19 protein-coding genes and 1 pseudogene are annotated in these 20,718 nt (G+C 70.6%); 12 read left to right on the top strand and 8 right to left on the bottom strand.

Features of this window, described 5'->3' with window-relative positions; translation table 11 throughout:
• Nucleotides 1-80: 80 nt before the first annotated feature.
• The 3 genes and pseudogenes from paaK to ABZU99_RS04985 form a co-directional block, all read right to left on the bottom strand.
• Nucleotides 81-1,397 carry a phenylacetate--CoA ligase PaaK gene (gene paaK, locus ABZU99_RS04995; protein ID WP_356045594.1) on the bottom strand — a complete coding sequence of 439 codons (1,317 nt, stop codon included), beginning with the start codon at nucleotides 1,395-1,397 and terminating at the stop codon, nucleotides 81-83.
• Nucleotides 1,394-1,813 carry a hydroxyphenylacetyl-CoA thioesterase PaaI gene (gene paaI, locus ABZU99_RS04990; RefSeq protein ID WP_356045596.1) on the bottom strand — a complete coding sequence of 140 codons (420 nt, stop codon included), beginning with the start codon at nucleotides 1,811-1,813 and terminating at the stop codon, nucleotides 1,394-1,396. The genes paaK and paaI overlap by 4 nt, the downstream gene beginning before the upstream one ends.
• Nucleotides 1,814-1,959: 146 nt before the next feature.
• A pseudogene (locus ABZU99_RS04985) lies at nucleotides 1,960-2,055 on the bottom strand (MerR family transcriptional regulator); the annotation flags it as partial.
• Between the two features lie 100 nt (nucleotides 2,056-2,155).
• On the opposite strand from ABZU99_RS04985, the gene ABZU99_RS04980 reads away from it, so the two are divergent.
• Nucleotides 2,156-2,662 (top strand): hypothetical protein, encoded by a 507-nt coding sequence (locus ABZU99_RS04980; protein WP_356045598.1) that lies wholly within the window; start codon nucleotides 2,156-2,158, stop codon nucleotides 2,660-2,662.
• Here ABZU99_RS04980 and ABZU99_RS04975 read toward each other — a convergent pair whose 3' ends face one another.
• Together ABZU99_RS04975 and ABZU99_RS04970 are read right to left on the bottom strand one after the other, a co-directional pair.
• Nucleotides 2,663-2,860, bottom strand: coding sequence for a hypothetical protein (locus ABZU99_RS04975; protein ID WP_356045599.1), 198 nt, complete (start codon nucleotides 2,858-2,860; stop codon nucleotides 2,663-2,665).
• A 21-nt stretch (nucleotides 2,861-2,881) separates the two neighbouring features.
• Complete coding sequence (locus ABZU99_RS04970; protein WP_356045601.1) at nucleotides 2,882-3,418, bottom strand: sigma-70 family RNA polymerase sigma factor; 537 nt, start codon at nucleotides 3,416-3,418, stop codon at nucleotides 2,882-2,884.
• Nucleotides 3,419-3,713: 295 nt separating this feature from the next.
• Here ABZU99_RS04970 and ABZU99_RS04965 point away from each other — a divergent pair, with 295 nt between their 5' ends.
• The 5 genes from ABZU99_RS04965 (at nucleotide 3,714) to ABZU99_RS04945 (ending at nucleotide 10,430) form a co-directional block, all read left to right on the top strand.
• Nucleotides 3,714-6,686, top strand: a complete 2,973-nt coding sequence (locus ABZU99_RS04965; protein WP_356045603.1) for a BTAD domain-containing putative transcriptional regulator — start codon at nucleotides 3,714-3,716, stop codon at nucleotides 6,684-6,686.
• 382 nt (nucleotides 6,687-7,068) lie between these two features.
• On the top strand, nucleotides 7,069-7,710 hold the full coding sequence (locus tag ABZU99_RS04960; protein WP_355947708.1) for a DUF4142 domain-containing protein: 642 nt from the start codon (nucleotides 7,069-7,071) through the stop codon (nucleotides 7,708-7,710).
• Nucleotides 7,711-7,730: 20 nt separating this feature from the next.
• Complete coding sequence (locus tag ABZU99_RS04955; protein ID WP_356045605.1) at nucleotides 7,731-9,284, top strand: DUF1996 domain-containing protein; 1,554 nt, start codon at nucleotides 7,731-7,733, stop codon at nucleotides 9,282-9,284.
• Nucleotides 9,284-10,219: a sigma-70 family RNA polymerase sigma factor gene (locus ABZU99_RS04950; protein WP_356045607.1), complete on the top strand. Its 936-nt coding sequence runs from the start codon at nucleotides 9,284-9,286 to the stop codon at nucleotides 10,217-10,219. The genes ABZU99_RS04955 and ABZU99_RS04950 overlap by 1 nt, the downstream gene beginning before the upstream one ends.
• A 46-nt stretch (nucleotides 10,220-10,265) precedes the next feature.
• On the top strand, nucleotides 10,266-10,430 hold the full coding sequence (locus tag ABZU99_RS04945; RefSeq protein WP_355947700.1) for a hypothetical protein: 165 nt from the start codon (nucleotides 10,266-10,268) through the stop codon (nucleotides 10,428-10,430).
• Nucleotides 10,431-10,553: 123 nt separating this feature from the next.
• Here the strand turns inward: ABZU99_RS04945 and ABZU99_RS04940 are convergent, their stop codons facing one another.
• Entirely contained in the window at nucleotides 10,554-11,729 is a 1,176-nt protein-coding gene (locus tag ABZU99_RS04940) for a helix-turn-helix domain-containing protein (protein WP_356045609.1), read from the bottom strand.
• Between the two features lie 514 nt (nucleotides 11,730-12,243).
• Between ABZU99_RS04940 and ABZU99_RS04935 the strand changes: the two genes are divergently transcribed.
• From ABZU99_RS04935 to ABZU99_RS04920, 4 genes are all read left to right on the top strand, one after another.
• Nucleotides 12,244-12,969 (top strand): hypothetical protein, encoded by a 726-nt coding sequence (locus ABZU99_RS04935; RefSeq protein WP_355947695.1) that lies wholly within the window; start codon nucleotides 12,244-12,246, stop codon nucleotides 12,967-12,969.
• The gene (locus tag ABZU99_RS04930) at nucleotides 12,966-14,483 is read left to right on the top strand and encodes an NADH-ubiquinone oxidoreductase-F iron-sulfur binding region domain-containing protein (RefSeq protein ID WP_355947692.1); all 1,518 of its coding nucleotides are present in this window, start codon (nucleotides 12,966-12,968) and stop codon (nucleotides 14,481-14,483) included. Before ABZU99_RS04935 ends, ABZU99_RS04930 begins: the two co-directional genes overlap by 4 nt.
• A 192-nt stretch (nucleotides 14,484-14,675) precedes the next feature.
• Nucleotides 14,676-15,674, top strand: coding sequence for an SCO0930 family lipoprotein (locus tag ABZU99_RS04925; protein ID WP_355947689.1), 999 nt, complete (start codon nucleotides 14,676-14,678; stop codon nucleotides 15,672-15,674).
• Between the two features lie 86 nt (nucleotides 15,675-15,760).
• Nucleotides 15,761-16,249 carry a hypothetical protein gene (locus ABZU99_RS04920; protein ID WP_355947686.1) on the top strand — a complete coding sequence of 163 codons (489 nt, stop codon included), beginning with the start codon at nucleotides 15,761-15,763 and terminating at the stop codon, nucleotides 16,247-16,249.
• Nucleotides 16,250-16,290: 41 nt separating this feature from the next.
• Here the strand turns inward: ABZU99_RS04920 and ABZU99_RS04915 are convergent, their stop codons facing one another.
• A complete protein-coding gene (locus tag ABZU99_RS04915) occupies nucleotides 16,291-16,968 on the bottom strand; it encodes an HAD family phosphatase (protein WP_355947684.1) in 678 nt (225 codons plus the stop codon).
• Nucleotides 16,969-17,303: 335 nt separating this feature from the next.
• The gene (locus tag ABZU99_RS04910; protein ID WP_355947681.1) at nucleotides 17,304-18,239 is read right to left on the bottom strand and encodes a ScbA/BarX family gamma-butyrolactone biosynthesis protein; all 936 of its coding nucleotides are present in this window, start codon (nucleotides 18,237-18,239) and stop codon (nucleotides 17,304-17,306) included.
• Between the two features lie 106 nt (nucleotides 18,240-18,345).
• Between ABZU99_RS04910 and ABZU99_RS04905 the strand changes: the two genes are divergently transcribed.
• Together ABZU99_RS04905 and ABZU99_RS04900 are read left to right on the top strand one after the other, a co-directional pair.
• Nucleotides 18,346-18,975, top strand: coding sequence for a ScbR family autoregulator-binding transcription factor (locus tag ABZU99_RS04905; protein ID WP_355947679.1), 630 nt, complete (start codon nucleotides 18,346-18,348; stop codon nucleotides 18,973-18,975).
• 763 nt (nucleotides 18,976-19,738) lie between these two features.
• Nucleotides 19,739-20,710, top strand: a complete 972-nt coding sequence (locus tag ABZU99_RS04900) for an alpha/beta hydrolase (RefSeq protein ID WP_355947676.1) — start codon at nucleotides 19,739-19,741, stop codon at nucleotides 20,708-20,710.
• Nucleotides 20,711-20,718 lie beyond the last annotated feature (8 nt).

Genomic DNA, 20,718 nt, shown 5'->3' with positions numbered 1-20,718 from the left:
CGGTGCTCCAGGCCGTGGGGGTGCCGAGGCCCTTGGCGGTGCTCAGCCCCAGAGGGCAAAGCCGCCGGTGAGCGGCCCCCTCATCCCTTGTCGCGCAGATCCTTCACCCGGCGGATCTTGCCGACGGAGCGCTCCACCGTCTCCGGGTCCACGACCGCCACCTCCACCGTCAGCCCCACCGCGTCCTTGATGCCCCTGGCGATCGCCTCGGCGGCGGCCTCGCGCTGCTCGCCGGTGGCCCCCGGGCGCGCCTCGACCCGTACGGCCATGTGGTCCATCCGGCCGCGCCGGGTCAGTTCGAGCTGGAAGTGCGGGGCAACGGCCGGGACCCGCAGCACGATCTCCTCGATCTGGCTGGGGAAGACATTCACCCCGCGCACGATGAGCATGTCGTCGCAGCGGCCGGTGATCTTCTGGATGCGCCGGAAGGCGGGCCGGGCGGTGCCGGGCAGCAGCCGGGTCAGATCGCGGGTGCGGTAACGGATGACAGGCAGCGCCTCCTTGGTGAGGGTGGTGAAGGCCAGCTCCCCCTCCTCTCCGTCGGGCAGCACCGCGTCCGTGACCGGGTCGACGATCTCCGGGTAGAAGTGGTCCTCCCACACATGCAGACCGTCCTTGGTCTCCACGCACTCCTGCGCCACCCCCGGGCCCATCACCTCGGAGAGCCCGTAGATGTCCACCGCGTGGATGTCCATGCGCTCCTCGATCTCCCGGCGCATCTCCTCCGTCCAGGGCTCGGCGCCGAAGATGCCGACCCGGAGCGAGGTGGAGCGCGGATCGACGCCCTGGCGCTCGAACTCGTCGAGGAGCGTGAGCAGGTAGGAGGGCGTGATCATGATGATCTCGGGCTTGAAGTCCTGGATGATCTGCACCTGCCGGGCGGTCATGCCCCCGGAGGCGGGGACGACCGTGCAGCCGAGGCGCTCGGCGCCGTAGTGGGCGCCGAGGCCGCCGGTGAACAGGCCATAGCCGTAGGAGACATGCACCTTGTGGCCGGGCCGCCCGCCCGCCGCGCGGATCGAGCGCGCGACCACATCCGCCCACACCGACAGATCGTGCTCGGTGTAGCCGACGACGGTGGGGCGGCCGGTGGTGCCGCTGGAGGCATGGACGCGCCGCACCTGGCTCTGCTCCACGGCGAACATCCCGAAGGGATAGGTGTCGCGCAGATCGGCCTTGGTGGTGAAGGGGAACCGGGCCAGATCCTCCAGGGTGCGGCAGTCCTGGGGCCCGACCCCGGCCTCCCGGAACTTCTTGCGGTACAGCTCCACGTGGTCGTACGCATGGCGCAAGGTGGCCCGCAGCCGGGTCAGCTGAAGCGCCCTCAGCTCCGCACGGCCCATCCGCTCGGCGTCGTCGAGCAGCTCCACGGGCGGGGGCGCCGGCTCGGTGGTCATGAGCCCTCCTCCGTGCGGCGGCCGGAGGTGGTCCGGCTGCGGCCGCGGAACTCCGCGATCACCTCGTCGCCGCGCATCACGGTCACGTCATAGATGCCGCTGCGCCCGAACCGGGTCCGCTCCCGCGCCGTCGCCACCAGCACATCGCCCTCGCGGGCGGGGGCGACGAAGGTGATGTCGGCTCCGGCGGCGACGGTCACCGGGCCATGGCTGTTGCAGGCACAGGCGAAGGCCGTGTCCGCGAGCAGAAAGACATAGCCGCCGTGGGCGATGCCGTGCCCGTTGACCATCGAGGCGGTCACCGACATCCGGAGCACCGCAGAGCCGTCCCCGGTCTCCAGCAGCTCGATGCCCAGACCGCGCGACGCCTCGTCCGCGGCGAACATCTCCTCCGCCGGGCCGGCCGCCGTGTTCATGGAGCCTGCCACCTGGTTTCCACCGCCTCCCAGAACCGACCGAACATTCGGTTTACCTGTGGCCGCGGTCCAGTAATCCAGCATCCGACCTGGGCTGTCAAGGGTTTGAGCGCGTCACTCGACCACGTCATCCAGCCGCCGGATGCCTCGAGTCCGAGTCCCCGTTCACGCAGTGTCCGCACGAGGGTCGGACGAGCGACGGCGTCAGGGGTGCAGCGCCGGTGGCCGGCGGCGGTGCGGTCAGTGGTCGGTCTCCCGGCGGTGAACGATCAGCCGCGCGGCCACGTATCCGTGGATGTGATGTACGCAGTCGCAGCCGGATCCGCCACGAGAGGACCGCTCATGAACGACGCACCGCGCCCGGTCCCGACCGACGACCGCACCACGCGCCCCCGCGGGCCGGGTCTGGTACCGGTGGCGGCGGCGGTGTGTGCGCTGGTGGCCATCGCCGGATGCGGTGGCCAGGGCGGGAAGGCGGACGCCAGGGCCGAGACCGGACGGGACACCGCCCGCCCGAGCGCGAGCGCGAGTCCCGTCGCCAAGCCCGCGCGGGTCGAGCAACTGGCCTCGGCCGCCGGCTGCAAGCCCGACTTCACCACGAAGGTCGACGACTACCGGCAGGCGGTCTGCAAGACCGCCAAGGGCAAGTTCCTCTTTCTGGACTTCGTCAGCGCCAAGGGCGAGCGGGACTGGCTGGACACCGCGCAGATGTACGGCGGTGTCTATCTGGTGGGCAACAGATGGGTGCTGTCGTCGTCACCGAGGAAGAACATGGAGACCCTGCGGGCCAAGTTCGGCGGCACCATCGAGGACGGCGCCCCCTACGGCGCCTCTCCCAGCCCCCGGTGATCAGGTCACGTCAGGGGCCTTCTCGACAACAGTGGTCGGGTACCCGCCGAAGTCCACCTCCGTACGGCCGCCGTCCGGCCGGTACACCGTGACCACGAGCCCGGTCACCCCGGCGGTGGCGAGCCCGCCGAGCGGGGCCGCGTCTGGTTCGCCGGTGAGCGAGGCCAGGGTGACGAAGACGGTGCCGGCCGGATCCACGTGAGCGCGACGGGAGCCGGGTCAGCCGGCGGTGACCCCGCGCGCCGCCAGGGCCCGGCGCAGCGCGCGCATCGCGTAGTACGTGCGCGACTTGACGGTTCCGGGCGGCACCCCCAGCACCTTCGCCGCCTCATTGACGGTGCGGCCCAGGTAGTAGACATGCAGCAGGACTTCCCGCTGGAAGGGGGCGAGATCCGCCATGGCCTCGATCACCACCTGCGCGGTGAGCGCCTGCTCGACCGCGTCCGGCGCGGCCATCGGGGGCAGCTGCGCGTCGCCGAGCTCCAGGGGCCGCGCCGCCTGGGCCCGATGGCCGTCGATCACCAGATTGCGGACCACGGTGAACAGCCAGGGGCGGGCGCTGTCGTCCGCGGGGTCGATGTCGGCGCAGTGCTGCCAGGCGCGGATGGCCACCTCCTGCACGATGTCCTCGGCACGGTGCCAGTCCCCGCCCAGCATCCGGGCGGCGTAGCGGAGCAGCGCGGAGCCGTGCCGTTCGTAGAGCACCCGCAGAAAGGTCTCGGCCGCATCGTGGCGTGGCGCTTCCAGGTCGGGCACGGCACAGAGATAAGGGGTGCGGCGTAGGGGTCTTGGCGCCGCCTCGGTCACCACGGCTGCTGCGCAGGTATGCATCGTCCGATCCCCCCGGGTCTGCGATCGCACCGGTGCCAATGGGTCGGCGGTAATGGCGGGCCGGTGCGGCGAATACGGTCTGACGTCGGTGGCGTTGCGACCCGACGTCGGTGGCCCGAGCGTAGGGTGACCCCGATTCCGAATCAGTGCCGAAAGACTGACGGTGGCGGCGGCTGGAAGAGCGCTACCGCCAAAGGCCGCTCGACTACACTCCCGACTTGTGCGATTTACGGTGTTAGGCCCGGTCAGAGCGTGGCGGGGTGAGGCCGAGCTGGAGCTCGGGCCGCCCAAACAGCGTGCGCTGCTGGCGCTGTTGCTGGTGCGGGCGGGACAGCCCGTGGCGCTCAGCGAGATCGTCGACGTTCTGTGGGCGCAGGATCCGCCGAGCAGCGCCGTGAATGTGGTGCACCGGCACGTCGGGGCGGTGCGCCGGCTGCTGGAGCCGGGCCTGCCGGCGAAGGCCGCGGGCAGCCGGCTGGTGCGCAGCTCGGGCGGCTACCGGCTGAACGCCGACGCCGACGCGCTGGATCTGCTGCGATTCCGGCAGGTGAGCGAAGCGGCCCGCCAGGCCGCCGGAACGGACGCGCCGAACGAGGCCGCGGAGCTGTTCGCCCAGGCCCTCACCCTGTGGCAGGGTCCGACCGCCGCCGGGATCCCCTCGGACATACGGGCCCATCCGGTCTTCTCCGGGGTGGACGGTGAGCTGCTGGCCGTGGCCAAGGTGGCCGCGGAGGCGGCCCTGGAATCCGGGGCGCCGGAGCGGCTGCTGACCACCCTTCAGCCATTCGCCGCCCACCATCTACTGGACGAGACGCTGCAGGCCAGGCTGATCCTGGTGCTCGCCGCCACCGGCCGGCGGGCCGAGGCGCTGGAGCTCTATGGCACGGTGCGGGACCGGCTGACGGAGCAGCTGGGGGTCGAGCCCGGCCCCGAACTGCGCGCCGCCCACCTCCAGGTGCTCCCCCAGCCCGCCCCTGTCCCGGCCGCCACCACGCCGAAGGCCCGTACCGGCGGGGGCGCCCGGGCCACCGGAAGCTCCGCCGGGGCCGCCCCGCCGGGCGCGGAGCCCGCGCCCGGCCCCCCGTTCCCGCCGCCCCCGCGACCGCCCCTGCCGCCGCAGGAGCCGCCCGTTCCCGTCGTACGGCCCGCCCAACTGCCTCCCGATCTCGCCGCGTTCAGCGGCCGGTGCGCAGAGCTCGCCCGCACCCGTGATCTGCTCCCCGAAGGCGCCGAGGAAGGGTCGCCGACCCCCGTGGTGATCAGCGCGATCGACGGGATGGCCGGGATCGGCAAGACGACGCTGGCCGTGCACTGGGCCCATCAGATCGCGCACCGCTTTCCCGATGGTCAGCTCTACGCCAATCTCCGCGGCTTCGATCCGACCGGTTCGGTGATGCCCCCGGACGAGGCGGTGCGGTCCTTTCTGCACGCTCTCGGGGTCCCGCCGAGCCGGGTACCGGCCGGTCTGGACGCCCAGAGCGCGCTGTACCGCAGTCTGCTGGCGGGGCGGCGGGTGCTGATCCTGCTGGACAATGTGGTGGACTCCCAGCATGTCCGGCCACTGCTGCCCGGCTCCCCCGGCTGTCTGACCATTGTCACCAGCCGCAATCAGCTCCATGGTCTGATCGCCACCGAGGGGGCACGTCCGATCACCCTCGGCCCGCTGTCCCCGGCCGAGTCCCGTGAGGCGCTGGTCCGCCGGCTCGGCGCCGACCGGATCGCCGCGGAGCCGGAGGCCGTGGCCACCATCATCGCGCTGTGCGGGCATCTGCCGCTCGCGCTGGCCGTGGTGGCCGCCCGCGCCGCCACCCGTCCGGCCTTTCCCCTTTCTTCTGTCGCGGCGGAGCTACGCGAGAGCCATGGGAATCTCGACGCGTTCTCGGGCGCCGATCCCAGCACCGACGCGCGGACCGTCTTCTCCTGGTCCTATCGAGCCCTGCCCCCGGAGGCCGCACGGCTGTTCCGGCTGCTCGCCGTGCATCCGGGCCCCGATATCTCCACGGCGGTGGCCGCGAGTCTGGCCGGGCTCCCGGTCCGCAGGACCCGGGCGCTGCTGGCCGGACTGACCCGTGCCCATCTGCTGATCGAGCACGCTCCGGGCCGCTACACCTTCCATGATCTGCTGCATGCCTACGCGGTGGAGCTCGCCGAGGACCACGACCCGGCCGATGCCCACCGGGACGCCCGCCACCGTATGTTCGACCACTATCTGCAGACCGCGCACGCGGCCGCCACCCTGCTCGCCCCGCGGCGCATGGAGCGCATCCCGCTGCCCCCGCCCCGGCCCGACGCCATGCCCGAGCGGCTCACCGGGCAGGAGCGGGCCGAGGCATGGCTCACGGCCGAGCGGCCCGTGCTGCTGTCGGTCATCGACCACGCGCTGCACACCGGATTCCAGGCGCACGCCTGGCAGTTGGCCGTGACCCTGGAGCTCTTCCTGGACCGCCGGGGCCACTGGCAGGAGCAGGCCGCCATCCAGCGCACCGCGCTCGGCGCGGCCCAGCGGCTGTCCGACCGGATCGGGCAGGCGCACGCCCACCGCACGCTGGGTTTCGCCGAGGGCCGGCTGCGCCGCTACGAGGAGGCGTACCGCCATCTGGGGCGCGCCGTGGCGCTGTTCACCGAGCTCGGCGACTTCGACGGCCATGCCCGTACCCTGCGCAGCCTGGCGTTCCTCGCCAACACCGAGGGCCATTACCGGCAGGCGCTGCAGCACTACGAGCCCGCGCTCGAGCACTACCGCGCCTCCGCCGACCTCAGCAGACAGGCCAGCGTGCTCAATGAGATCGGCTGGACCCACATCCTGCTCGGTGAGTACGAGCACGCCCTCGCGCAGTGCGGGGAGGCGGTCGAGCTGCACCGGCGGATCGGCGATTCCAACGGCGAGGCCGCCGCGCTGGACAGCCTGGGGTACGCGTACCACCACCTCGGCCGGTACGAGCCCGCCCTCAGCTGTTACCGGCACGCGCTCGGCATCTACCGCGAGATCCACGACGGCTACCTGGAGGCCGACACGCTCACCCATATAGGGGACACGCATCTCGCCCAGGGCGACGTCGACACCGCGCTCACCGTCTGGCGGCAGGCGCTGGTCATTCTCAAGGAGCTCAACCACCCCGACGCCCGGGTCCTCGGCGACAAACTGCAGTGGTACGAGCAGCCCTCGCGGCTGACGCCGACGCTCAGCGGATGACGGCGGCGGACCGGGGTGGAGGTCAGGGACCGCGTCGGGTACCGATGTCCCGGACCGTCCCGACCTGCCGAAGGGACGGCGTCGGCCTGGTGTTTCCGGCTCTCACTGCCATGGCGGGCGCCCTTTCGTCTCGCGGGTCGCCGGCGGCCGGGGGCCGTGGACGGCCCGCCCGCACACCGGGTTCTCCCTGCCATACGTACCGGCGCGGCCAGTTGCTCAACGGGCGGGAAAAAACTTTTGAGACGCCCCCAAATGTGCGGCCGGGCAGGGTACCAGCCCGTAATGATCTCTGTCCCCGCTTTATTCACTAGTGATGAGGTCTCCACGACCGAGCTACACGAGGTACTAGCGTCCGGTGTCACTCCGAACCAAGGAGGGCGCTGTGCGATCAGCAATCCTCAGCAGATCCAACGCATCCAGCCGTACCATCGGCACCGGGCTCATCATTGGTGCTCTGGCCGTGACACTCGCGGCCATCCTCATCCCCGTGTCACTGTTCAGTCAGAGCAGCGCCGCGGCGCCGCGCAACGGTGTCACGGACGACGGTGGCGGGACGGTCAGCACCCAGTACGGGCCGCTCACGGCCGCTGACCGGGACTTCGTCCGCAAGGTCAGGCTCGCAGGAACGTGGGAGCTTCCCGCGGGCCGCATGGCTCAGGAGCGCGACAGCCGGGACGCGGTGAAGACCGCCGGTGAGCACCTCATCGAGGGGCACACCGAGCTCAACCGGCGGGCCGAGGAGGCCGGCAGGGCGCTCGGGATCCAGCTGCCCACCCAGCCCAACGCACAGCAGCAGGGCTGGCTCAACGAGATGAACAGCGCACAGAGCAGCGCCGATTTCGAGCGGGTGTTCGCGAACCGGCTGCGGGCCGCGCACGGGAAGGTGTTCAATCTCGTCGCACAGATACGGGCGGAGAGCCGTAACTCCATGGTCAGATCACTGGCCACCAGGGCCAATGCCGTCGTTCTCGACCACATCACGGTCCTCGAGGACACCGGGCTTGTCGACTACGACGCCCTCTAACGACTAAGTGAAGTGATCTTATGAGGCAACAGACCCACAAACGCGGGCGGTTCACCAACAAAACCGTCGCCATCGTCGCAGCGCTCGCGCTCGGCGGAGGCGGGGCCGCGATCATCGCCGCGAACGCATCCGCCCATGGTGACAAGAGCGACTCCGGCCAGAACAGCACCCTGTCAGCGAAGGCGGGGACGATCCAGTGCCCCGATGTGGGGCAGCAGCTGAGCGACGTGCCGGACAAGGCCCGGCCCGAGGTCGACAAGAACCTGGCCGAGCTGGACAACCAGGTGGCCAAGGCCTACCAGCAGATGAACTCGGAGCAGGGCTCCCAGCAGGGCGCGAGGGACGCGACGCTCTCCAAGCTCAACCAGCAGCGCTCCCAGACGCTCGACAACATCGGCACGGCCATGGGCGGCGACAACTCCCAGCAGCTGCAGGGAATGGCCGACTGCAAGTGGCAGGAGGTCGCCACCGCCGACGGGCAGGACCAGAACAACCAGCAGGCCGGCGACCAGCAGCAGGGCGACAACAACCAGCAGGGCGACAACGGCCAGCAGGGCGACAACCAGCAGCAGGGCGACAACGGCCAACAGCAAGGCGACCAGCAGGGCGGCGACCAGCAGGGGGACGGCCAGCAGGGCGGCGAGGGCGCCAACGACGTGCCCGGCAACGCCGGCGGCCAGGCGGGCAACGGGCCGTCGCAGGACGACTTCGTCGACATCACCAAGGTGCAGCCGAACGTCAAGCAGCCTCCGCAGGCACAGAACAACGGCTCCACCGGCACCTTCACCTCGGACTGCGGCGTCGGCGACCCGAACCTCCGCAACAGCGACAACGTCATCGTCGCGCCCGGTGTGGGCAACGGCGCCCACCACATGCACGACTACGTGGGCAGCGACAGCAACGACGCCTTCGCCAACAACCAGACCTTCGAGCAGGGGGGTACCTCCTGCGCGAACGGCGACGACAAGTCGACCTACTACTGGCCCGTGGTCCGCGCCCAGGACGGCAAGGACGAGCAGGACGCCAATGACCTCGGCGGTGGCCAGGAGGGCAACGTAGGCACGATCCTGACCCCCAAGAGCTCCACGATCGAGTTCAAGGGCAACCCGCAGAGCAAGGTCACGGCCATGCCGAAGTTCCTGCGGATCATCACCGGTGACGCCAAGGCCTTCACCAACGGCGACAAGAACGCCAACACCTCCTGGAGCTGCACCGGCTTCGAGGACCGGCAGCTGACGGACAAGTACCCGCTCTGCCCCGAGGGCAGCTCGGTGACGCGTACCTTCGACTTCCAGAGCTGCTGGGACGGCCAGAACATCGACAGCGCCAACCACCGGGACCACGTCGCCTTCGCCAATGAGGACGGCTCCTGCCCCAACGGCTTCAAGGCCATTCCCCAGCTGGTGAACACCATCACCTACGATGTGCCGGCCAACACCCCGTTCGCGGTGGACGGCTTCCCGGAGCAGCTGCACAAGCCCATCACCGACCACGACGACTTCATCAACGTGATGTCGGAAGACCTGATGAACAAGGCGGTGGACTGCATCAACAGCGGCCAGCAGTGCAACTGATGGCGGACAACCACCCGGCGCGCGTCGGCCGTAAGGCCGGCGCGCGCCGCGCTGCCATGCACCATGAGGCCGCGGACGACGCGGCCGCCGGCCACCCCGCCGCGGAACATCCGGACCCCGCCGCACGCCCGGGACATACCGACCGACCGGTCCGCCCCGGCACCGCCGGCCCGCTCTCCGACCAGGAGCTGACCCGGCAGCTCGTGGAGGGCCATGCGTCGGGCACGCACAGCCCGGCCGCGGGCGACATCCTGTACCGCCGCCATCACCCGGCGACGCTCGCCTACGCCCGCACCCGCTGCCGTGTCCCGCACGATGCCGAGGACCTGGCGTCCGAGGCGTTCTTCCGCACCTTCCAGGCCGTACGGGCCGGTGGCGGCCCTCGCGGCTCCTGGCGCCCGTATCTGCTGACCGTGGTGCGCCACACCGCGCTCGAATGGCACTCCGGGGAGCGTCAGATCCTGCTCACGGCCGACTTCGAGTCCTGGCGGCAACTCGCGCCGGCGGCCGATCCCCAGCACCATCTGGTGACCACGGAGGACCGCAGGATGCTGATCCGCAGCTTCCGCAGGCTGCCCGAGCGCTGGCAGACCGTGCTGTGGCTGACCCTTGTCGAGGACGACTCCCCGCACCGGGTGGCCGCCGTGCTGGGCATCTCCCCCAGCGGTGTGACCTCCCTGGCCTTCCGGGCCCGGGAAGGGCTGCGGGAGTCGTTTCTGCAGGCCCACCTGGAGTCCGCGCACACGGACCGGTGCCGCCACTTCAGCGCCATGATCGGCGCCTCCGTACGGCGCGGCGGTGTCCGCGGCCACGGGCTCGCGCGCCATCTGGCCGAGTGCGCGTTCTGCGCCCATGCGTACACCGAGTTAGTGGGGCTCAACGCCGCGATGCGCACGGCCTCGCGTACGGCGGCGCCCGCCGGGGCCAGGAGCTGAACCGATCCACTCCGGCCGCCCCGACGGGTGCCGCCACTTCAGCGCCATGATCGGCGCCTCCGTACGGCGCGGCGGTGTCCGCGGCCACGGGCTCGCGCGCCATCTGGCCGAGTGCGCGTTCTGCGCCCATGCGTACAACGAGTTAGTGGGGCTCAACGCCGCGATGCGCACGGCCTCGCGTACGGCGGCGCCCGCCGGGGCCAGGAGCTGAACCGATCCACTCCGGCCGCCCCGACGGGTGCCTTCTTCATGTGACTTCTTCACGCAGCCGACCAACAGCCGACATGGGACCGCCGGCCGCGACGCACGCGGCCGGCGGTTCAGCGTGCCCGGCTCACAGTCCGTTGACGCGCGCCTCCCGGGCGATCCCCAGCGGCCGGATACCGGGGGGTGCCCCGGTGCGGGTCCTGCGGCCCACCCGCGACGCCTGACGCCGTATTCGGTCCATCTGCGCGATCAGCCTGCGTCCGCGCAACGCCATCTCGAGCTCGAAGCGGATGCGCGGGTCCCGCAGGCCCGGCCCGAAAAGCTTCTCTATCTGGCGCAACCGGTACCGCACGGTCTGCGGATGCACCTTGAGGGCCTTCGCCGCCTCGGGCGCGCCACCGCCCTCCAGCCAGGCCAGCAGCGTCATCTGCAGGCGCTCGCTCTGTCGGGGGGTCAGCCCGACCAGCGGCTGGAGCCAGCGGGAGGCCAGCGCCCGGAGCAGCGACTCGTCCTGCAGGAGCAGCAGCATCGACAGATGGTCGTCGACGAAGAGCACCCGGGCCTCGGGACCGGTGCGCACCGGCGCCAGGGTCAACAGGCGCCGCGCCCAGCGCACCGAGGACGCCGCGTCGTTCAGCGGCACCACATGGCCGACGGCGGCGGTGCGGCCGCGCAGCGCGGTTTCCAGTGCGCCGCGGGTGCCGGCGTCCACGGGGACCTCCCGGTCCGGGTCCCGCTCGCCGTCCTGGGTCCGGTCGGCGGCGGGGTCCGGCGCGGGGCCGCAGTCCGCGTCCGGGTCGGGGATCAGCAGGCACAGCTCGTCACCGACGGCGCCGATGAGGGTGTCTCCCAGCACGGCGGCCAGCTGCGGCGCCTCGCCCGGGGTGGGCAGGGCGATGGCCTGGACCGTCTCGGGAAGGGGCCACCGCGCGGCCCGGGACAGCTCGTTGAGGGTCCGCTCGGAGACCGCCACCTCACCGATGAGGGCCTCGAACAGCTCGCGCCGGGCCCGCTCGGGCGGTACCTCGGTGGGCGCCTCCTCGGCGAGGGCGGAAGTGGCGGCCGCCTCGCCGGCGCAGTCCTCACCGGGCTTGCGGTAGCCCAGTGCCGTCAGCAGAGCCTGTTCGACTCCCCAACGGACCTTGTCACGCTCAGAGTCCTCCAGAAGGTCGGCGAATCCCGGAATTCTGTGGCGGAGGTTCTCTAGCACCTCATCGGCCACGGAGGGGAGTTCATTACGCAGCACCCGGGTCCACTCGCCACGGGGGCGGGACCAGATGCGGTTCACGAGTTCGCCCATCATTACCTCGTTCTTGCCGGGGGGAGGCCTGGCCGTTGGGGGGTCGGTCAGGCCCGATGGAGGTTGCCTCCGTCTCCGGTTCGTCCGGTCCGGAAAGGGAGTCGAGGGTCCTCCACTACGTCATAGAGGACTCCGACCCCTTCCGGTCCCGGCACTTTGCCGGTTCTTTGCCATAGGGATGACTATGGCTCAGCAGGGGACGGTGTGGGCACCGTTTGTCCATCAGAAGTTGTCACGTTACGACAAATCTTATGGAGATCAGGTGTACTTCCGAGAAGCTGCTGCTCCCAAGACGACTTTGACGTATCTCGTCACCCGCGCGAATCCGCGCGATCGGGAGGCTCCAATGTCCATGTCCCAAACGCCGACTCCCTCCCAGGGGCGCCAGGGGGGACGCCAAGCACGTGGAGGACGACGAGCCGCTCGCCGGACTCGGCAGCGCGACCAGCCCGGGATCGGGTGGCCACGCAACCTCAGGCTCTACGCTATCGGCGGGACGGTCATACTGTCCCTCATTGTGGCGAACAACGCCGGTGCCTTCAGCAAGACCTTCGCGTTCCTCGACTTCGGTGCGGGCGTGCTCGCGCTGGTCTGTCTCACCTCGGCGGTGCTGTGGGGGCTCGCCGCGACCGACCAGATGATTCTCCACTCCAACCACCGGCTGATCGCGCAGGGCGTCCACCGGGCCGCCGCGGTCGGCGGGCTGCTCTTCCTCGCCATCCACATCTGGGTCAAGGTCGCGGAGAGCCACACCAGCGCGGCGGCCATCGTGTTGCCGTTCGCTGACGCAAATCAACCGCTGCTGATCGGCCTTGGCACCGTCGCCGGATACCTCTTCGTCATCGCGGCGGTGACCGGGGCGATGCGCAGCTCGTTCGCCTCGGCCGGCAACTCCCGCTGGCGGTACCGCTGGTGGCGGGCGCTGCATGTGGGCGCCTACCCGGCCTGGTGCGCCGCGCTGATCCACGGCCTGAAGGCCGGGCGCGCGGCCAAGACCTGGGCCACCTACGGCTACATCGCGGCGCTGGTCGGCGTCGCCATCGCGCTGTGGCTGCGGCTTGTCGCCCGGCGGCGTCAGGACGACGGCCGCGACGGTGGCATCGCGGTCAGGAACCCTCCCGCCCGCAGCCTGCAGGAAGGCCGGACCAGGCGCGCCGAACCCACCGTGCCCCGGCCCCGCGCGGCCGGCTCCGGACGGCGTGACCGTGCGACCCTTGGCGCCTCCCGTGGGTGGGACCGTTGATCACGACCAAACCCAGGCTCGCCTGTGTCGACCCGCCCCGACTGCTGGCCGGGCTCGACGAGGTGTACCGGCTGGACCGGGTCGGTCATCTGACCGTGCACGGCCAGATGCCCGCCCTGCGCGCGGACGAACTCGTCGCCCTCGCCGAGAACATCGACCTGCGAGGACGCGGCGGAGCCGGATTCCCGTTCGCCAAGAAGGTCCAGGCCGTCGTTGAATCGGCCGGCCGACGGGACGGCCGCTGTGCCGTCGTCGTCAACGGCAGTGAGGGTGAGCCGAGCTGCCTCAAGGACACCGCGCTGCTGCTGCACACCCCGCATCTGGTGATCGACGGCGCCGTGCTGGCCGCCGAGGCGCTGGGCGCCGAGGAGGTCGCCATCGCCGTGCACCGGCCGGATGTGGAGGAGTCGCTGGCCGCCGCCATCGCCGAGCGCGGCCCCAGCGGGGTCCCGGTGCGGGTGGGCCGCACCGACGACCGGTTCGTGGCCGGTGAGGGCGGCGCGGTCATCAACGGCCTCAGCGGCGCCCCGGCCATCCCCAACGGCCGCAAGATCCGGACCAGCGACAGCGGGCTGAGCGGTCTGCCCACCCTGCTGTCCAACACCGAGACCTTCGCCCAGCTCGCCGTCGCGGCGCGGATGGGCGCCCTGCCGTACCGCTCGGTGGGGCTGCCCACCGAACCGGGCACGACCATGCTGACGGTCGGTGGCAAGTACGTCATGGAGACGCCGACCGGGGTGCCGCTGACCTACGTCCTGGAGCTGTGCGGTCTCACCCCCGGCCAGGGGGTGCTGGTCGGCGGGTACCACGGCAAGTGGCTGGATCCGAAGAGCATCCATGCCGCCACGATCTCCCGTGAATCGATGAAGAAGTACGGTGCGCGGCTGGGCGCCGGGGCGGTGCTGCCCATTCCCGAGGACACCTGCCCGCTCGGCGAGACGGCGCGGGTGGCCCGCTGGCTGGCCGCCGAGACGGCCGGTCAGTGCGGGCCCTGCTTCATCGGACTCCCCGCCCTCGCGGACGCGATCGGCCAGGTGGAGCGCGGCGGCGGCCAGTCCTCGATCGACAATGTGCGCGCCTACATCAACTCGGTGAAGAAGCGCGGGGCCTGCAGCCACCCCGACGGCACGGCCGGTTTCGTGACCACCGCGCTGGACGCCTTCCCGGAGGAGTTCGAGCTCCATGCGCTGGGCGTCGGGTGCGGGCGGCCGACGATGGGTGTGCTGCCGCTGCCGGAGGACTCCAAGCCCCTGCTGGCGCTGCCGGCCGGCCCGCTGTCCGAGGCGTCGCGGGGAGAGCGCAGCCAGCGGGGGCCGATGGAGAATCTCCTGGTGGACTGGTCGCTGTGTCAGGGCCATGGGCTGTGCGCGGACATCCTCCCCTCGGAGGTGCTGACGCTCGGCATCGACGGCTATCCGGCCTCGGCCAAGATGGAAGTCCCTCGCCATCTGCGGGCGCAGGCCGTCCGCGCGGTCCGCCGCTGCCCCGCCCTGGCGCTGCGCATCGAGGAGTGAGTCAGCACAAGATCCGCGTATCGCCCCTTGCGACGGCCGTCAGGTACGGCCGTCGGTTGCTGTGCGCTCAACGATCCGTCGTTTTTTGCGCCTGATGACAAATTCCGGACCCGCTGAACGTCGGCCGGCACGGGCTACGTATGCACATGGCGTCGGCGCAAAACACGCCGGACCGATTGAGATTGCAGAGGAATGGTCATGGAGAAACGGCGTCAAATCGCATTCGCTGGCGTGTCCGTAGCGATGGTTGTGCTGACCGCGGCGTGTGGGGCCAGCAAGGACAACTCCGCGGGTCAGAGCGCCAATGTCCAGCCGGCGGGCGGCAGTCAGACGGTGGGTGCGGGTGCGACGGCGGGCGCCGGTGCGGGGGCGGCCGACACCGGTTACGGTGCCAGTGGCGGGAACGAGGCGGGCGGCGACACGGGCGCGGCCGCGGGCAGCGCATCGGCCAGGACGGGCCCGGCGAAGGAGCTCGAGGTCAAGAAGGACGCCAAGCTCGGCTCCTTCGTGGCCGACAGCGAGGGCTGGACGCTGTACCGCTTCGACGAGGACACCCCCAAGCCGCCGAAGTCCAACTGCAATGACGACTGCGCCACCAAGTGGCCGGCGGTGCCCGCGGACGACGTCAAGGCCACCGCCGGGATCGACAAGAGCAAGCTCGGCTCGGTCACCCGCTCCGACGGCACCAAGCAGCTGACGCTGGCGGGCTGGCCGGTCTACCGCTTCGCCGGCGACGACAAGCCGGGCGACACCAAGGGCCAGGGCGTGGGCGGCACCTGGAAGGCCATCTCCCCCGACGGCAAGCCGGCCGGTGTGACGGACGCCGCGGACGACAGCCTGCAGCTGATGGTCAACAACAACGCCGAGCTCGGTAAGATCATCGTGGACGGTAAGGGCATGACCGTCTACCGGTTCGACAAGGACAGCGCCTGGCCGATGAAGACCGGCTGCCTGGGCGCCTGCCTGGACACCTGGAAGCCTGTCAAGGCCGTCGACACCACCAAGGTCGCCGGACTCAATGCCTCGAAGGTGACCTCCTTCACCCGCCCCGACGGCTCCAAGCAGGCGGCGTTCGACTGCTGGCTGCTCTACACCTTCACCGGTGACAAGAAGCCCGGCGACACCAAAGGCCAGGGTGTGAAGGGCACGTGGTTCGCGGTCACCGACAAGGGCAAGAAGGCGGGCCAGTAAGGTCCGGACGACGGTCCACCCCAGCGGGAGGCCCGAGGCCGAAGGCGCCGCCCGGGCCTGCCCGCTGGACCCAACGGGAGGTTGACGTGTCACCCGCACTCCGTGCCACCGTGCTCTGCGCGGCTTTGCTGTTGTTGAGCGGCTGCGGCGGAAGCAGCAAGGCGCATGACGCCAAGCACGAGAAGAAGGCACCCGCGGCCAAGGCGTTCGGCAAGGCCGGAAAGCCCGCGCCGCTGACCGGGATCGCCGATGCCATCGGCTGCAAGGCCAAGGTCATCACCGAGGCGGAGGAGCTGCGCCAGGGGGCGTGCGAGGCCGGCAAGGACCGGTTCACGATGCTCACCTTCGCCACCGACAAGGGCCAGCACGACTGGCTGTCGGAGTCGAAGGACTACGGGGGCACCTACCTGGTCGGCAAGCGCTGGTCGGTGACCGGCCAGTCCACGGGTTCACTGAAGCCCCTGCGCGAAAAGATCGGCGGGTCCCTGGAGAGGGGGTCCATGTCCCACGGTGGCATGGGGATGGGGGACGGTAAGGACGACTCCATGAACCACTCTGGACACGGCGGGAAGTGACCTTACGCGCCGCCGACCAGGCGGTGAGTCGGATCAGCCCGTCATGCGGCCCGTGAGTCGGCCCACTTGACCAGCTCGGGGTCGGCGAGGGTGGAGACCCACAGGTCCACCGGCGGGACCTCGTCCACCGGCTTCCGTGGCCCGACGGCCAGCACCCTCAGTCCGGCGCGCGAGGCGGACAGAAAGCCGCAGTGGGAGTCCTCCACCGCGAGGGCGTCGACGGGGGCCGCACCGCACAGCCGGGCGGCCTCGAGATAGACGTCGGGATACGGTTTGGGCCGTACCTCCCCCTCGGGGACCAGCACATGGCCGAAGTAGCGCAGCAGCCCGGCCTTGGCGAGCCCGTCCTCGACCACGTCGCGCGGGCAGTTGCTGGCGACGGCCAGGGGGGCGAATGCCGCCGCTTTCTGGACCAGTTGCGGCGCCCCGGGCATGGTGACCGGGTCCTCGGCCACCAGGCGCCGGAAGGTGTCCAGCAGTTGCTCGGTCATCTGCTCGGCGAGTTCGGGGAGTCCGGCGAATTCCGCCATCATGCGGCCGCATTCGCTGTAGTGGAGCCCCTTGGTGCGCCGGGCGAACTCTTCGTCGGAGGCGGCTCCATGGCTTCTGAGTACCAGTTCACGCGCCTCTTCCCAGTGTCGTTCGGAATCCATCAGGGTGCCGTCGCAGTCGAAGACAATGGCGGCTGGGGTCCATGCGAGGAGCTTTTCGGCTGTCATCTTCCTGCCGTTCCGGGGGAGGTGGAGGAATCGGCGCAGGAGGTACCTGTACCTGCGGGGAGCAGCGCAGTGAATTTCCTGGCGGCTCAGTGCGCGAATTGCGCTGACCGCTGCGGTCCGATGCGCGAGCGCTTTTCCGCGTGCGCGACATGGGAGGGCCGTACAGGCGGAGAATCGCCTGCCCGAAACATAACGATCACTACGGTAGTTATATGACCTGCGGTAAGCAAGGGGCTACTGAGCGTCGGCGATTTGTTCGCCGCTCAGGGCGTTCCCTGTACAGGATGTTCGCCATCCATACGTTCGTCGTACGGCGCGTTCCTCGCTCACCCGTGTCAGAGGTACTGGAGCACACCGACCGCCGTGCAGATGTCCGCCTGGCGCAGCCGGAACACGCAGGTTCTGCCGTGGGAGGTGCACTCGACCACGGCGGGCGGAAAGGACTCGGTGAAGCGGATGGCCTTCATCCGGCAGGCGACGGGCCGGATCAGCGCCCCGCCGGTGGCCAGCGCCGCGGCCTGCCGGGCGGCTTCCAGCAGCACCAGCCCCGGCACATGATCGCTCCAGTGGTCGAAGAAGAACGGGTGGCGGGGGTCGGCGGGATCCAGATAGACCACTCCCCCGTCCCGGACCACCAGCACGTCCCGGGCGGCAGGGACGGCCAGTTGCCCAGGTGAGGGCCGTACGGCTGCGCGCAGCCGGCGCCGCGCGGTGTGCCCCGACGCCGCGGCCCGGGTCTCCGCGTACGTCGTGCCGTCGAGGAACCGCGCGGTCCCGCCGGCCCATGCGAAGCGCTTGCCGGCCGCCGACAGAGCGACATCCAGCCGCATCCCGGAGACAAACCGTCCACAGGGTGTGGTGCGCAGGTCCGTGACGGCCGCCCGGCAGGTGATGTCGGTGGCGCCGTGCGGCGCGCGGGGCTCGGCCTGGGGGTCGAGCCGGAAGAACATGTCGCGGATCAGAAAGTGCGCGCCCGCGGGCACGGCGTAGTACCGCGTGGGGATGTAGATCCCCAGTTCCCGCAGGGTTTCGGCGATCATCAGCGGATGGTGCCGGCCGTCCCCGCCGTGCGGGAAGGTCGGATGGGAACGGGGCCACTGGGCGGCGGCCTCGAAGCGGTCGTCGCCCTGCGTACGGACGTCGGTGAGCAGCACCTCGGCCACCGAGACCCGGTGCACCGCCTCCCGCTCCACCGTGCGGGACCAGTTGAGCGGCCGGCCAGTGGGACCGGATGGCTCCGAAAGGCCGTGAGCCTCACGAACGATCACCATAAAATACTAATAATGTTTGACCTGTCTTGCCTCATCACCATCGGGGGAAGAAAGTTCGCTAGGTTCTCTTCCACACCCCCAACTGGCTGATGAAGGACGCGAACACGTGCAAGAGCGGGCCGAGCAGACACGCCGATCTCTTCTGGAGGCCGCCGCGTCGCTTTTCGACGAACGGGGCTATGCCGGCACGAGCATCAGCGACATCACCGCCCGGTCCGGTCACACCAGCGGCGCGATGTATTTCCATTACACGAGCAAGGAAAGGCTCGCACTCGCAGTGATGGAGGAACATTTCGCCACCTGGCCGCCCCTGATCGAGCGATACGCCGCCATCGAAGCCCGACCCCTGGACCAGCTCGTCCGGCTCAGCTTCGCGGTGGCCCGCGCCTTCCGCGACGACATCGTGGTCCGGGCGGGCGCCCGGCTATGGACCGAGCGCACCCTGATCCAGGCACCGCTGCCGCCGCCCTTCGTGGGGTGGATGGACGCCGTCGGGCAGATGATGGAGAAGGCCCGGGCGGAGGGCGACCTGGCCGCGCATGTCGACCCGCTGCCCGCCGCCCGGACCGTGGTCTGCGCCTTCTTCGGTCTGCACACCGTGTCCGAGGCCCTCGATGGACGGCGCCTCGTCGAGGACCATCTGACCGACCTGTGGACGCTGCTGCTGCCCTCGCTGCGCGCCCGGCCCGGGGACACCGCCGCGCTGCTCGCGGCGGCGCGGGAGCCGCACGTATGAGCGCATCTGAGCGCACCGGGAATTTCGCACGCAACGCCCAGGAATATGGAAATGCGCGGATTACTCGAAAGCCGTAACAGATAGGGTGTAGGTGAGCGATGGTCTGGATTTCCGCGCTGCCAACGGTGCCGTATGCGCCGGGCGGGTGAAGTCTTCCGCGTTCGGCGCGCGGGCCATGCGTGGACGAGGGGGGACAGGGCACCCGCCCCTGCGTACGACTGCGTACGACGTGGCCACTGTCGCGAGCTTTTGGAGGACACCGTGGCACGGCAGCAAACCGACCCGAACCTCATTCATCCGACGCTGCGCGATCCCGGACCGCCGTCGCCGACCCCCTCGCCCGGTCCGGGTGGCCCGGAACCGGGTCCCGCTCCGGGGCCCGTGCCCGGACCGCCGCCGGGTCCGCCGCCCGACCCGATTCCCGCCCCTCCGCCCGAGCCGCCGCCGAACCCGGCACCGGCCCCCGTACCGGGCCCCTCCCCCGACCCGGTGCCCAGCCCGCCGGGGCCCGACCCGGTCCCGGACCCGGGTCCGCTGAGGTAACCCTGGGATCTTCGCGCCGCGCCCACCGTGCCCATCCGGCACCGGTGGGCGCGGCGCCGTGTGCTGTGTGCCCTCGCGGTCACAGCGAGGACTCCGAGTGGCGTAGTCGCGATGTGTTCCCGGACGGCCGGGATGAGATCGTCGAATTCCTGACCGGCCGGCGCGGAGGGGCGGCGCTGCCGCAGCCGTCGTATCCCTCGAAGAGGCAGAGGAGAAGCAGATGCTCCGCAGCACCGCCCCGGCCCGGACGGTCCTCGAGCCCGCCGCGGCCGCGTTCGCCGAGTCGACCGCGAAGCCGCCCTACCTGTATCAGATGTCGCCCGCCGAGGGCCGCCGCACGGTCGACGAGGTGCAGTCCGGTGAGGTCTCCAAGCCGGAGGTGGACGAGGAGTGGATCAGCGTCACCGGAATCCCGGCCGGCGGGGTCAAGGCGCGGATCATCCGCCCGCCGGAGGCCGTCGGCACGCTCCCGGTGATCCTCTACATCCATGGCGCGGGGTGGGTGTTCGGCAATGCCCACACCCATGACCGGCTGGCCCGGGAGCTGTCCGTCGGCACCGGCGCCGCCGTCGTCTTCCCGGAGTACGACCTCTCCCCGGAGGCCCGCTATCCGGTGGCCCTGGAGCAGAGCTACGCGGTCGGGCAGTGGATCGTGGCCCATGGCGAGGCGGCGGGGCTCGACCCGTCCCGGATCGCGGTGGCCGGGGACTCGGTGGGCGGCAACATGGCCACGGCCCTCACCCTGCTGGCCAAGGAGCGCGGTGACCTGTCCCTGGTCCAGCAGGTGCTCTTCTACCCGGTCACCGACGCCGGCTTCGACACCGGTTCGTACGAGCAGTTCGCCGAGGGGTACTTCCTCACCCGCGAGGGGATGAAGTGGTTCTGGGACCAGTACACGACCGACCCCGCGCAGCGCGACGAGATCACCGCCTCCCCGCTGCGCGCCACCGTCGAGCAGCTCGCCGGGCTGCCGCCGGCCCTGGTGATCACTGGCGAGGCGGATGTGCTGCGCGACGAGGGCGAGGCGTACGCGAACAAGCTCCGTGAGGCGGGTGTGCCGGTCACCGCCATGCGGATGCAGGGCATCATCCATGACTTCGTCATGCTCGACGCGCTCCGCGATACCCATGCGGCGCGGGCCGCGCTCACGATGGCCGTGGACACGCTGCGCCGCGCGCTGTACGGCTCCTGACCTGATGA

The sequence above is a fragment of the Streptomyces sp. NPDC005266 genome (assembly GCF_040607655.1).
Classification (GTDB): Bacteria; Actinomycetota; Actinomycetes; order Streptomycetales; family Streptomycetaceae; genus Streptomyces.
The sequence above is the reverse complement of the archived record's forward strand: the minus strand, read 5'-3'. Positions and strand labels throughout refer to the sequence as shown.